At 73.2% G+C, this 12910-nt stretch carries 8 protein-coding genes; 2 read left to right on the top strand and 6 right to left on the bottom strand.

The genetic code is table 11. From position 1 onward, the window contains the following. Positions 1-83: 83 nt before the first annotated feature. Entirely contained in the window at positions 84-596 is a 513-nt protein-coding gene (gene nrdR, locus OG982_RS23025; protein WP_266783820.1) for a transcriptional regulator NrdR, read from the bottom strand. Positions 597-1064: 468 nt separating this feature from the next. On the opposite strand from nrdR, the gene lexA reads away from it, so the two are divergent. Next, positions 1065-1856: a transcriptional repressor LexA gene (gene lexA, locus OG982_RS23020; protein WP_266783822.1), complete on the top strand. Its 792-nt coding sequence runs from the start codon at positions 1065-1067 to the stop codon at positions 1854-1856. Between the two features lie 116 nt (positions 1857-1972). On the opposite strand, the gene OG982_RS23015 is transcribed toward lexA, so the two are convergent. From OG982_RS23015 to OG982_RS22995, 5 genes are all read right to left on the bottom strand, one after another. Further along, a complete protein-coding gene (locus OG982_RS23015) occupies positions 1973-3943 on the bottom strand; it encodes an ATP-dependent DNA helicase (RefSeq protein ID WP_266783824.1) in 1971 nt (656 codons plus the stop codon). Between the two features lie 52 nt (positions 3944-3995). Then, complete coding sequence (locus OG982_RS23010) at positions 3996-5852, bottom strand: IucA/IucC family siderophore biosynthesis protein (RefSeq protein WP_266783826.1); 1857 nt, start codon at positions 5850-5852, stop codon at positions 3996-3998. A 101-nt stretch (positions 5853-5953) separates the two neighbouring features. Then, positions 5954-6592 (bottom strand): GNAT family N-acetyltransferase, encoded by a 639-nt coding sequence (locus tag OG982_RS23005; protein ID WP_266783828.1) that lies wholly within the window; start codon positions 6590-6592, stop codon positions 5954-5956. A 31-nt stretch (positions 6593-6623) separates the two neighbouring features. Further along, on the bottom strand, positions 6624-8420 hold the full coding sequence (locus OG982_RS23000; RefSeq protein WP_323139271.1) for an IucA/IucC family protein: 1797 nt from the start codon (positions 8418-8420) through the stop codon (positions 6624-6626). Between the two features lie 1549 nt (positions 8421-9969). After that, positions 9970-11391: a diaminobutyrate--2-oxoglutarate transaminase family protein gene (locus OG982_RS22995; protein WP_266949187.1), complete on the bottom strand. Its 1422-nt coding sequence runs from the start codon at positions 11389-11391 to the stop codon at positions 9970-9972. Between the two features lie 219 nt (positions 11392-11610). Here OG982_RS22995 and OG982_RS22990 point away from each other — a divergent pair, with 219 nt between their 5' ends. Then, positions 11611-12789, top strand: a complete 1179-nt coding sequence (locus OG982_RS22990; protein WP_266783832.1) for a serine protease — start codon at positions 11611-11613, stop codon at positions 12787-12789. Positions 12790-12910: the final 121 nt, after the last annotated feature.

The following is a 12910-nucleotide window of genomic DNA, read 5'->3' as shown; positions in this document are numbered from 1 at the left end:
ATTCCGCGGCACGGTGCTGTGTCTGTATCTACGTCTCTTCGCCTGGCGGAGCAGACGGGCCGCGCTGCGCTGCGGCCGTCCGGTCAGTCGGCGGCGGAGGCGGGCACGGGGACCTGACCGGTCCCCCCCTGCTCGCACTCTTCGGGGTGAGCCCGCGGCACGCGGAGTTCCGCGATGGCGGTCTCGAAGTCTTCAAGGGTGTCGAACGCTTTGTACACGGATGCGAAGCGCAGGTACGCGACGAGGTCGAGCTCCTGCAACGGGCCGAGTATGGCCAGACCCACGTCGTGGGTGGTCAGCTCGGCACTCCCGGTGGCGCGCACCGCTTCCTCGACCCGCTGGCCGAGTTTGGCGAGGGCGTCCTCGGTGACCGGCCGCCCCTGGCACGCCTTGCGGACGCCAGAGATGACCTTGGTACGGCTGAAGGGTTCGGTGACCCCACTGCGCTTGATCACCATCAGCGAGGCCGTCTCCACCGTCGTGAAACGACGGGAGCAGTCGGGGCACTGACGGCGCCGACGAATCGACGTGCCGTCGTCCGTGGTGCGGCTGTCGACGACGCGGCTGTCGGGGTGCCTGCAGAAGGGGCAGTGCATGGTTCCCTCACCCTCCCTCTTGGCACGACTGAATCACCCCACGGAGTCCCTGAACGGCGGAGCGAGGCTCTGCCGGGGACTCGTGAAGCAGCCACAAGCATATGCGATGTCGTAGCCCCCGATCGACCGAGGACCACAACTTCTGGGTGGCAGCGCTCATCCAACCACTAGATCTTGGGTTGTGGTGGATTTCTGGCACACCGCGTGTCGCGGCGCCCGATGGCCGGATCCGCGGCCTTCCGGTGCCACACTGGGCACTGGCCCGCACGGTGGCGACCCGACCCGGAAGGGTACCGTAAGCAGCGGAGCCCGGGCCGAACCCGCGTTCGGCGGACCGATCGCCCTTACACCTCTCGCCATATCCACGATGGGCGATCCGCGATTTTTCACTCGAACGTGTGTTTGGCGCAACCTTTCGAAAGCAACTACCGTTGTCCAGCTAGGGAGAACATTTCGAGAGGGGCCGACGTGACCACCACCGCAGACAGTGCCACCATCACTGCCCAGAACCGCTCCCAGAGCCGACTCGAGCCGGTGCATGCCATGAATGACGCAAGCCTGAACCCGGAGGCGGAGCCCGTACGCCCCGCACGCTCGCTGCCAGGTCGCCCTCCAGGCATCCGCGCCGACAGCTCGGGGCTCACGGACCGGCAGCGGAGGGTCATCGAGGTCATCCGTGACTCGGTGCAGCGACGGGGCTACCCGCCGTCGATGCGGGAGATCGGTCAGGCGGTCGGCCTGTCGAGCACGTCCTCGGTCGCGCACCAGCTGATGGCCCTGGAGCGCAAGGGCTTCCTGCGTCGCGACCCGCACCGCCCCCGCGCCTACGAGGTGCGCGGCTCCGACCAGCCGAGCTCGCAGCCCACGGACACCACCGGCAAGCCCGCCGCCTCGTACGTTCCCCTGGTCGGCCGGATCGCGGCCGGCGGACCGATCCTCGCCGAGGAGTCGGTGGAGGACGTGTTCCCGCTCCCCCGCCAGCTGGTCGGTGACGGCGAGCTCTTCGTCCTCAAGGTCGTCGGCGACTCGATGATCGAGGCCGCCATCTGTGACGGCGACTGGGTCACGGTCCGTCGCCAGCCCGTCGCCGAGAACGGCGACATCGTCGCCGCGATGCTGGACGGCGAGGCAACGGTCAAGCGATTCAAGCGCGAGGACGGCCACGTCTGGCTTCTCCCGCACAACGCCGCGTACCAGCCGATCCCCGGCGACGAGGCGACCATCCTCGGCAAGGTCGTCGCGGTACTGCGCCGGGTCTGAGCCCGCGCCCCCATCCAGCTCCGGGACCTACTGCGCCGGTCCCGGAGCTGTCTTGTACCTCCGCCCGCCCCTGCCCCGGACAGATGCCCCGGACAGACGGCTGAGCCACTCGCCCCCTACTTGCCCTCCGCCTGCGCGGCGGCGTCGATGGCGGCCAGCGAGCGGCGGGCCTGGTTGCGGTCCGTGGTGTACCAGAAGTCCGGCAGCGTGGCCCGCAGGAAGCTCCCGTACCGGGCCGTGGCCAGCCGGGGGTCCAGGACCGCGACGACGCCCCGGTCACCGGAGGCCCGTACCAGCCGGCCCGCGCCCTGCGCCATCAGCAGCGCCGCGTGGGTCGCCGCGACGGCCATGAAGCCGTTGCCTCCGTGCTCCTCGACCGACTTCTGCCGGGCGCTCATCAGCGGGTCGTCGGGGCGCGGGAACGGGATCCGGTCCATGACGACGAGCTGGCAGCTGGGGCCGGGCACGTCCACGCCCTGCCAGAGCGAGAGCGTGCCGAACAGACAGGTCTTCGGATCCGAGGCGAAGGCCTTGATCAGCTCGCCCAGCGTCTCCTCGCCTTGGAGCAGGATCGGGTTGTCGAGCCGGCCGCGCAGCTCCTCGGCCGCCGCCTTGGCGCCGCGCATCGAGGAGAACAGCCCGAGGGTGCGGCCGCCGGCCGCCTCGATCAGCTCGGCGAGCTCGTCCATCATGTCGCCGCGGGTGCCCTCGCGGCCCGGCGTGGCCAGGTGCTTGGCGACGTACAGGATCCCCTGCTTCGGGTAGTCGAACGGGGAGCCGACGTCCAAGCCCTTCCAGACGGGTGCGTCGTCCCCCTCGACCCCTTCCGGGGACAGGCCCAGCGAGGCCGCGACCCCGTTGAAGTCACCGCCGAGCTTGAGGGTGGCGGAGGTGAGGACCACCGAGCGGTCCTCGAACAGCTTCTCCCGGAGCAGCCCGGACACCGAGAGCGGGGCGACCCGGAGGGTGGCGCCGAAGCGGTCGTGGCGCTCGTACCAGACGACGTCGTACTCGGAGCCGTTGGTGATCCGCTCGGCCACGGAGTGGATGCTCTCCACCGCGGCGAGGGCCTGCTTGCGGACTGCGTCCTCGTCGTGGACGGACTTGTCGCGGGTTGACCCGATCGCCGAGATCACGTTGCGCGCGGCATCCCGCAGGGCCATCAGCGCGTAGCCGAGGTCCTCCGGGACCTCCTCCAGCCGGCCCGGGAGCGCCAGCTCCATGACCCGCTCGAAGGACTCGGAGGCGGTCTGCAGGGAGTCCGCGGTCTTCTCGTCGACCAGCTTGGCCGCCCGCTTCACGGCGCGGTTGACCTGGCCGGGGGTGAGCTCGCCGGTGGCGACGCCGGTCACCCGGGAGACCAGCTCGTGCGCCTCGTCCACGATCAGCACCTCGTGCTGCGGGAGCACGGGGGCGCCCTCGATGGCGTCGATGGCGAGGAGGGCGTGGTTGGTGACGACGACGTCGGCGAGCTTGGCCCGCTCGCGGGCCGCCTCCGCGAAGCACTCGGCTCCGTACGCGCACTTCGTGGCGCCCAGGCACTCCCGGGAGGAGACCGAGATCTGACTCCAGGCCTTGTCGGAGACGCCCGGGGTCAGGTCGTCCCGGTCACCGGTCTCGGTCTCGTCCGCCCAGTCGCGCAGGCGCAGCAGGTCCTTGCCGAGCTTGCTGGTGGGGGTGGCCGCCTCGAACTGGTCGAAGAGGCCCTCCTCCTCGTCCTGCGGGGCTCCCTCGTGCAGCCGGTGCAGGCACAGGTAGTTGGAGCGGCCCTTGAGCATGGCGAACTGCGGGCGGCGGCGCAGCTGCGGGTGCAGCGCCTCCACCGTGCGCGGCAGGTCGCGCTCGACGAGCTGCCGCTGCAGGGCCAGCGTCGCGGTCGCCACGACCACGCGTTCGCCGTGCGCGAGGGCCGGCACCAGGTAGCCGAGGGACTTTCCGGTGCCGGTGCCGGCCTGGATCAGCCGGTGGGAGTTGTCGTCGATCGCTTCGCCGACGGCTTCGGCCATGGCTACCTGGCCGGGCCGCTCCGTGCCGCCGACGGCGGAGACGGCGGCGTGCAGCAGGTCGGGGAGGGAGGGCTTCGTCATAGCACCGCCAACCCTACGGGGCCGCACTGACAGCGACCGCATCGGAGAGCGATCACGGGCGGTACAGGGGGTTGGCCACGGTGCCGTGGGTGACGACGTGCGGGCGGTCGGGGCGGTCGCGGTATCCGTCCTTGTGGAGCCGGTTCCGGTTCGGGCAGAGCCGGTCGAGCCGCTCGGTGAGCAGGTCGAAGAGCTCGTAGCGGTCCTTCAGCTCCGGGAAGCGCGCCTGGTGGCGGATGATCTCGGCCCGTACGAGGGACCAGAACTCGGTCTCCGGGACGCCGAGCCGGTCTTCGCAGAGGGCGGCGAGGTAGCGGAAGACGCCGATGAAGAGCCCGGAGTGGATGAACTGGGTGAGGTAGGCGGGCGGCTCGGTGAGCAGGGCGGCTCGGACCTCGTCGGGCATGGAGGCGTGCTCGGGCAGCGGCTCGCGGCTGATGTTGACGTCGTCCACGAAGTCCTTGACGGCGAGGCGGACGGGGACGTCCTGCTCGTCGAAGATCACGATCGCGTTCTCGCCGTGCGGGGAGAAGACGGTGCCGTAGCGGTAGAGGAAGCGGAGCAGCGGGGGCAGCAGGGCGGCGAAGAGCCGTTGGAGCCAGACGGTGGGGGTGAGTCCGGACCGGGCGACGAGTTCGGCGGTGAAGGAGCGGCCGCGCGGGTCGGTGTGGAGGAGCGAGGCGAGGGTGCGGGCGCGCTCGCCGGGGGCGAGGTGGCCGGCCAGGGGCTCGCGCCAGATCGCTCCGAGGAGCTCCTTGTACTGGTACGGGACCTCGGGGAGCTGCTCGTAGACCGGGTGGCGGACGGTGACGGAGGCGACCTCGCCGAGGAGGACGACCCCGCATTCCTCGCGCAGGAAGGGGTCGGCGTCGCGGAGGGAGTGGATCCAGGCGGTGACGGCGGGGGCGGCGAGGGCGAGGTCGGAGGGCAGGCCGCGCCAGACCATCGTGTTGAAGACGGAGAGTGGCAGCTTGACGCTGTGCCGGTCGGGGCGGGTGAGGTTGAGGAAGGTACGGATGGACTGCTGGGGCAGGCGTACGTCGGGATCGGCGGGCAGCGGGACCAGCGCACTGGAGGCGAGGGCCGGGGCGAAGAGGGGCAGCACGACCTCGTCCCACTGCCAGGGGTGGACGGGGAGGTAGAGGTAGCCGCGGGGGTCGAGGCCTCGGCTGCGCAGGGCCTGGTCGAAGGCGGCGCGGGTGACGGGGTCGAGTTCGGCGGAGTAGAGGCGTGCGGGGTCTTCGAGGCCGGCCGTGCCGCGGTACTCGGCGAGTGAGGTGTGGGCGGCGAGCCAGGGCAGCCGCTGGCGGGTGCGGGCCTCGGGAGCCCAGGCGGCGGTGTCGGCGGCGGAGAGTCCGATGCGGCCCTTGTTGAGGACGAGCCAGGGGTGCCCGGTCTGGTGGCCTTCGAGGTCGGCGTAGTCGAGGTCGGCGAGGACGTCGGCCGTGAGCGCGGTGTGGGCGATGCGGGCGTCGGCGGTGAGGGTGGCGCTGAGCTCGCGGATGAGGTGGCCGAGGGTCGCGCCGTCGAGGCCGAGGAGGGTGCGGGCGCGGACGAGGAAGGCGTACGGGTCGCCGAAGGCGGTCGGGTGCGCGGTGGAGGGCGGCGCCGGGGTGAGGGTGATGGTGTCGGGGGCCACCTGCCAGCTCCCGTACGAGCGGCGGCGGGCCCGGAAGCCGAGGCTGCTGCCGTCGTCGAGGGTCAGGGTCCAGGCGTCACCGGCGGCGGCCGGGGCGGGGACGGGGCTGACGATCTCCTCGTACGCGAATTCGCCGAGCATCTTGGCGAGGAGCGCGCGGCCGGCGGAGTCCCAGGTCACGGGGTTGAGTTCGGGCGGGGTGCAGGGGTGTTGCGGCGACGGCGGCAGGGGCGGCTCTGTGGAGTCGGGGGCTGCGGGGAAATTCGGCACGGGACTCCTCGGAGATCGGGAACTTTGCTGCGCGACGCAGAGTTTTCGAAGGGAGAGCCTGAAGCGGGACGCGCGAAGGGGGTCGGGGATCAGGGCGGCAGTCAGAGGAGATTGCGCAGCGCCCGTTCCCGGATCATCAGCGCGGCGCGCTTGTCGGGGAGCTCGATTTCCGCGGGAGAGCGGAAACCGGAGTTCAGGAAGGCAGTTACGGAGGGGGTGTTGCGGATGTCCGGTTCGGCGATGACGCGTGTGCAGCGAGGCCGGTTGTCGAAGACCAGGTCGGCGACGGCGCGCAGCAGTGCGGTGCCCAGGCCGCGGCCGCGGTTCGTGCCGTCTCCGATGAGCAGGTGGATACCCGTGTCGTGGGGGCGCGCCGGGTAATGGCGGGACAGCGGGTCGAGGTCGGCCCGGTAGATCTCCCAGTAGCTCATCGGCGTGCCGTCGAGGAGGCCGAGGCAGGGGATGCTGCGGCCGTCGCCGTCGAGCTGCGCCCGCAGGTGGGCGGCTGTGGCGGTGGCGGGCCCGGCGAGTTCCCAGTAGGCGGCCACCTCGGGGTCGTTCATCCAGCGGGTGAGGAGTTCCAGGTCGCGGTCGAGCCGTACGGGTTCGAGGCGGAAGGCTCCTACCGGAGTGGTGGCGGCCCCCCACGCGGCCGGGGAGTCCAACAGGTCGGCCTCGGCGAGCCGGGGCAACAGCTCGGCGGTGAGGCGCAGTTCGACGGTGTCGTCGGTGGAGGGCATCGGTGCTCTTCTCCGCATCGGTGGTGGCGCGTCAATCGTGAAGGGGGTTGGCGATGGTGACGTAGACGGATTGGGTGTCGACGGGACCGACGAGTTCGTCGAGGCCGCCCAGGCGGGTGAGCAGATTCGCCTTGCAGCGCAGGGTGGGTGAGTCGAGCAGCCGTGCCGGGAGCGGGCCGAGGCCGGCGGCCTTGCCGAGGAAGCGGCGGAAGGCGGCGAGGAGCACGCGCTCATCGGCGAGCCGTTGGGATCCGAAGGCCCCGATGAGGCCGAGCACGTTGTTGATGCCGAGGTAGTACGCGAAGCGTTCGTCGGTGACGGCGTCGGAGACGAAGGTGTCGCTGACGCTGCCGATGCCGGGGAGCCGGCGCTCCAGTTCCGCGCGGCGGGAGGCGCGGAAGTAGTAGCCCTGGTTGTCGCGGTAGCGGCCGCCGATGGGCCAGCCGACAGCGTCGAGGACGACCAGGGTGTTCTGCTGGTGCGCTTCGAGGGCGATCCCGGCGAGCGCGTCGAACGCGAGCACCGGCAGGACGACGTGGTCCAGGTAGCGCAGGAACCACTCGGCGGCGACGGCGGAGGTGGAGCGCCCGGTGGCGACGGCGAGACGGGACACGATCTCGGCGAGACGGGAGCGCATGGCGGTCCGAGCGCCGGGCAGGGGGCGGGGTGCGGTGAGCGCGGCGATGCAGAGGGCGTCGTCGGCGGAGCGGAAGGGGTTGTGGCGCAGCAGGACGTCGAGTCCTTGGACGGGGGTGCCGTCCGGGGCGTCGACGGCGACCCAGGCGGGGTCGCGGACGATGTCGAAGCCGGGGTGGGCCGACTGCCACTGCTCCGCCAGGCCGGTGCGGAGCAGTCGGTGCACCTCGACACCGCGGTGGAGTTCCTTGCGGAGGTTCTCGCGGCGGGAGTTGGTGATGCGCAGGCCCAGGGAGAGCTTGAGCATCGCGGGTGCGCCGGGGCGGTGGACGGTGCGGACGGAGGAGGTGGGGTGCCAGGGCTCGCCGTGCGGGCCGAGGTCGGTCAGGAGTCCCGCGTCGCGGAGGGCGGTGACGGCGGGGCGCCGCAGCAGGTCGCGGGCCTGCCAGGGGTGCAGGGGAAGGGGGGTGGCGCCGTCGGGCATCCGGAGTCCGGGGGCGAGCCGGCCGAGGAGTTGCGCGGCGGAGACGAGGCGTCCGCGTTCGGTCCAGGCGGAGTCGGTGGCGAGGGCGGCGGGGGCGACCGCCAGCCAGTGGAGGGGGAAGGAGCCGTGGAGTTCGGGTGAGTAGGGGCGCACTTCCGCTTCGGAGAGGCCTTCGCGGCTCTTCGGGGTGGGGTGCAGCGGGTGTCCGAGGAGAAGCGACTGTTCGGAGGTGAGGAAGAGGTCCCCGGCTACGGGCGCGGGTGGGGCAGGGTGTTCGCGCCGGTCGGCGATGAACTCGGCGGTGCGCTGCACCGAGTCGGCGACCCGGCCGACGAGGTCGGCGCCGCCGCGGCCGGCGGGGTTGCCCTCGCGGGCGATCAGGGCGGCGAGGGTGACGGCGTCCAGGGCGGGGGCGTGGGAGGGCGCGCCTTCGAACCGGGGCGGGGAGAAGCGGTGCCAGCCGGCCGGGGACCAGTACCGGACGGGGACGAGCAGGGCCGCGCCGGATGCGGGGAGGGGGATGCGCAGCAGGGTGCCGACCGGGCCGTCGGGCCGGCCGATGCCGTTCTCGCGGACCCAGCACCGCAGCAGGTTCTCCACCGCGGCGGCCTCTGCGGCGACGGCCGGGTCGGGGTGGTCCAGGAGGTCGGGCAGCGCGGCCGGTTCGGGCCCGACGGGTCCGGACCCGCCGACCCGGGGTCTGGCCATGCCGTCCTTCTGCCGGGGCACGCTGGCCGCCGGATACTGCACCGGTTCGCCGTACGGAGCCGGCGCGGGTACGGGGCCAGCCCCTGCGGAGCCCTCCTGCCCGGGCACCTCGCCCGCCACGTCCGGGACGGACCCGACGCCGCCTTCGGAGCGCCCGCCCGGAGCCCCCGGCTTACCTCCGGCCAGGGCACCGGAAGCCCCCCACGGCGCCGCTGGGGCGGCCGCTGCCGGCCGGGCTCCGGGTGTGCCCGTCTGCGGATCCCCGGCCCCGGAGCCGGGAGCGGCATCCTCGCCCCGGGCCGAGGGCTGCGGGGCATCCGCCGGCCCGCCCGGCATGCCCAACGCCGGGTAGGCGACCGGGTTGCCGGGCTGCGGCATGGGAACCCCCTGCTCCTCCTCAGGCGTTCCCGATGCCGACGGAGACGACGGCCCGGGCTCCGAATCGGCAGTCCCGCGCGTTGTCAGGGGCGTGCGGTCAGGCTGCGGGGTGGTAGCCCCTTCGCCCGCTTGCGCGGTCGGTGTTCCCGACGCCGGGAGGGGCTCCTGGTCCGCGTGCGGCGCGGGAGCCCGCTCCGCTGCGTACCACGGCGTGCCGGCCGTCGGGAGGGCCGTCGGGAGGGTCGGGCCAGGCTGCGGGGTGGATGCGCCGTGCGCGACCGGCATGCCTGACGCAGGAAGGGGCGTCTGGCCGGGGCGCGCTTCCGAAGTCTCCGCGCCCGGGAGGGACAGGGGGGCCGGCGCAGCCACTGATCCCGGCGGGCGCACGGCGGGAGCCGGCCAGCGGGTCAGCGCCGCGTGGGGCTCTGGCGGTGCGGCGGGAGCCGGCTGGGTGGCCGGCGCCGCGTGGGTCTCCAGCAGGCCCGGCTCGGGGGTCGTCGGGGCTGCCGGGGCAGGGTCGTCAGCGATGCGGGGCGGCGCCTGGCGGGGCTCCCGCGTGCCCGGCTCGGCGCCCTGCGGAGCGGTCGGGGCGAGGGCCGGCCAGCGAGACGGCCCTGCGTGGGGCCCCGGCGGCGTGGCCAGCGGGGGCTCGGAGGGCGCCGGGTGGGTGGCCGGCGCCGCGTGGGTCTCCAGCGTGCCCGGCTCGGGGGCCGTCAAGGCTGCCGGGGCAGGGCCGTCAGCGATGCGGGACGGCGCCTGGTGAGGCTCCCGCGTGCCCGGCTCGGCGGCCTGCGGAGCCGTCGGGGCAGGGGCCGGCCAGCGGGACGGCGCTGCCTGGGGCTCCGGAGTGGTTGGCAGCGGCGGCTCGGCGGGGGCCGGCCAGCGGGGCGGGGGCTGGTGAAGGTCCCGCCTGGCGGGCTCGACCGACACCGGGGGTGTCGGGGTGGGCGCCGGCCAGCGGGGTGGGGCCGGGTGGGAGTCCGGTGTGGCCTGCGGCGGCGTTGAGGCGGGGGCGCGGTGGGAGTCCGGCATGGTCTGCGGTGGAGTTGGGGCGGGGGCGCGGTGGGGGGATGACGGGCTCGATGGGAGGGGCGGGCGGCCGGTGGGTGCCGGGGGAGGCTCCGGCGTGTTCGGGTGGAGGGAGGGGTCGGGCATCGTGGGTCCTTCGGGGTCAGTGGGGCCGGCCGGCGGCGGCGGGGATGGCGTCGGCCAGGCGGTCGAGGACGGCGGTGGCCTGGTCGTCCGTCACGGTCAGCGGGGGCAGCAGGCGGACGACGCTGGAGTGGCGGCCGCCGAGTTCCACGATCAGGCCGCGGTCCAGGCACTCCTGGCGGACGGCCGCCGCGAGGGCCGGGGCGGCGGAGCCGGTGTCGGGGTCGATGAGTTCGACGCCGATCATCAGGCCCCGGCCCCGCACGTCCCCGACGCACGGGTGGGCCGGGATCAGCCCGCGCAGGGCCGCGAGCATCCGGTCGCCCAGCGTCGCCGCGCGCTCGGCGAGGCCGTTCTGGCGGACGTGGGCCAGGGTCGCGGTGCCGGCCGCCATCGCCAGCTGGTTGCCGCGGAAGGTGCCGGCGTGGGCGCCGGGGGCCCACACGTCCAGTTCGGCCCGGTACACGATCACCGCCAGCGGCAGGCTGCCACCGATCGCCTTGGACAGGACCATCACGTCCGGCACCACCCCGGCGTGGTCGACGCCCCAGAAGGCGCCGGTGCGCCCGACCCCGCTCTGCACCTCGTCCGCGATCAGCGGGATGCCCCGATCCGCGGTGATCTCCCGCATCCGGCGGAGCCACGCGTCGGGCGAGGGAATGACCCCGCCCTCACCCTGCACCGGTTCGACGATCATCGCGGCGGGCGAGGGCACTCCGCCCTTGGGGTCGTCCAGCAGACTCTCCGTCCAGGTGGCGGCGAGCCGCGCACCCTCGGCCCCGCCGACACCGAACGGGCAGCGGTAGTCCCGCGGATACGGCAGCCGGGTCACCCGTACCTCGGACGCGCCCCCGGAAGCGGCGAGCGCCCCGGCGGTCATGCCGTGGTACGCCCCGGTGAAGGCCAGCAGCCCCGAGCGCCCGGTGGCGGTGCGCACCAGCTTCAGTGCGGCCTCGACGGCGTCGGTCCCGGCCGGCCCGCAGAACTGGATGCGGGCGTCGGCCGCCAGCGCCGGCGGGAGGTTCGCGAACAGCTCGCTGGTGAAGGCGTCCTTGACCGGGGTCGCCAGGTCCAGGACGTGCAGCGGGGCACCCGAGTCGAGCACGCCCCGGATCGCTTCGAGCACCACCGGGTGGTTGTGCCCGAGGGCGAGGGTGCCGGCACCCGAGAGGCAGTCCAGGTAGCGGCGTCCGTCCGCGCCCTCGATCGTCATTCCCCGGGCCCGTACCGGAACGATCGGGAGGGAGCGCGCGTACGTCCGGGCGGCCGACTCCCGTTGGGCCTGCCTGCGCAGGATCCCCTCCGCGCCGGCCGCGGATCCCCTGATCCCCTGCGTCGGTACGGTCGCCGCGGCCGCGGCCTGTTCGGTCAAAGCCACGAGTGTCGGACCTCCCGCACGGAATGCGCTGCCGGTTTCTCTTCCGGATTGCGTCTCGAACATGAACGCTCCCGCCCTTTCCCCCGTACGTACCAACGACGGGAACGGTCACGGATCACGGGTGGACCCAAGATCCTTGCCCTACCCTGTGCCTCCCGGCGCAGGCGGGCACCGCCCGTCAGGAACCACGCCCCGGCCTGTGCCGTCCCCAACGGCAGCGGCATAGTGGGGGGCTGCGCTCCACTGCAACCAACGCCTCGACCCACCAGGGGGACTTACGACATGCGACCGAACCGACCGTTCACCGCGGTCCTGTGCGCGGCCGCGCTCGCGCTGACCGCCGCGGCCTGCGGCCCGGGCGACGGGGAGGCCGGCGGCGACGCCAAGCCGACCGTGGCGGCGAGCCTTCCGTCCGGGGCCGACGGGATCAAGATCCCGGACCAGCTCAAGGACAAGCTCAAGGAGCACGGCATCGACCTGGAGAAGTGGAAGGGCGGTGCGTGGAAGAACTGGAACAAGGATGACTGGCTCCGCGAGGCGGGTGACTACGTCAACCCGATCATCGAGGACCTGTGGGACCCGGACCGGATGCGCGACGCCGAGGAGCCGAAGGCCCCGTCCGTCGACCCGGACGCCGGCAAGGACCAGGGCGTGACGGACCCGACCCCGGCTCCGGTGTCGGCCAAGCCCGCCGCCGCCCCGTACCACGCGAACGTCCCGGAGGCCGGCAAGGTCTTCTTCGACGGCCCCGAGGGCTCGATGGTCTGCTCGGCGACCGTGGTCAAGGACCCCGCCCACCCGGGCAAGTCCAACATGGTCTGGACGGCGGGCCACTGCGTGCACGCGGGCAAGGCCGGCGGCTGGTACCGGAACATCGCCTTCGTCCCGTCGTACAACAACGCCGGCAAGCCGGCGGCCTCGCTCAAGGGCGCGCCCCGCGAGCAGGTGGCTCCGTTCGGCGTCTGGTGGAGCGACTGGGCCCAGACCTCGGACCAGTGGATCGCGAGCGGCGGTCCCACCGGCGGCGCGGGCGCCCCGTACGACTTCGCGATGCTGCACGTGACCCCGGAGAAGGGCACGGGCAAGTCCCTGGAGGAGACGGTCGGTTCGGCGCTCCCGGTGGAGTTCAACGCTCCGGCGGTGCCGAAGATCGCGAACATGACGGCCACGGGCTACCCGGCGGCGCGCCCGTTCGACGGCCAGAAGGCGTACCAGTGCACGGACAAGCCGGGCCGGCTTTCGCTGGTCGCGGCGGACCCGGTGATGTACCGCATCGGCTGCACCATGACCGGCGGTTCCTCCGGCGGCGGCTGGATCGCGGCGGGCAGCGACGGCAAGCCGGCGCTCGTGTCGAACACCTCGATCGGCCCCGCCAAGGCGGGCTGGCTGGCCGGCCCCAAGCTGGGCCCGGAGGCCAAGAAGCTCTTCGAGGGCGTCAGCGGCAAGTTCCGCAAGCAGTAAGTAGGAGCGGGCCGGGCGGGCGTCAACCCGCGGCCATGAGATGACTGAGGGCCCTCGCGATCGCGAGGGCCCTCAGTCATGTCACGTGCTGCCTACCGGAGGATCGGCACCCGAACCGCCA

Source organism: Streptomyces sp. NBC_01551, assembly GCF_026339935.1.
Taxonomy (GTDB): domain Bacteria; phylum Actinomycetota; class Actinomycetes; order Streptomycetales; family Streptomycetaceae; genus Streptomyces.
This window is presented reverse-complemented; position numbering and strand designations above follow the sequence as displayed.

Bases quoted from the DNA above. Each gene is read 5' to 3' on its own strand.
- nrdR (WP_266783820.1), bottom strand. From the start codon at position 596: ATGCACTGCCCCTTCTGCAGGCACCCCGACAGCCGCGTCGTCGACAGC.
- OG982_RS23015 (WP_266783824.1), bottom strand. From the start codon at position 3,943: ATGACGAAGCCCTCCCTCCCCGACCTGCTGCACGCCGCCGTCTCCGCC.
- OG982_RS23005 (WP_266783828.1), bottom strand. From the start codon at position 6,592: ATGCCCTCCACCGACGACACCGTCGAACTGCGCCTCACCGCCGAGCTG.
- OG982_RS23000 (WP_323139271.1), bottom strand. From the start codon at position 8,420: ATGGCCAGACCCCGGGTCGGCGGGTCCGGACCCGTCGGGCCCGAACCG.
- OG982_RS22995 (WP_266949187.1), bottom strand. From the start codon at position 11,391: ATGTTCGAGACGCAATCCGGAAGAGAAACCGGCAGCGCATTCCGTGCG.
- OG982_RS22990 (WP_266783832.1), top strand. From the start codon at position 11,611: ATGCGACCGAACCGACCGTTCACCGCGGTCCTGTGCGCGGCCGCGCTC.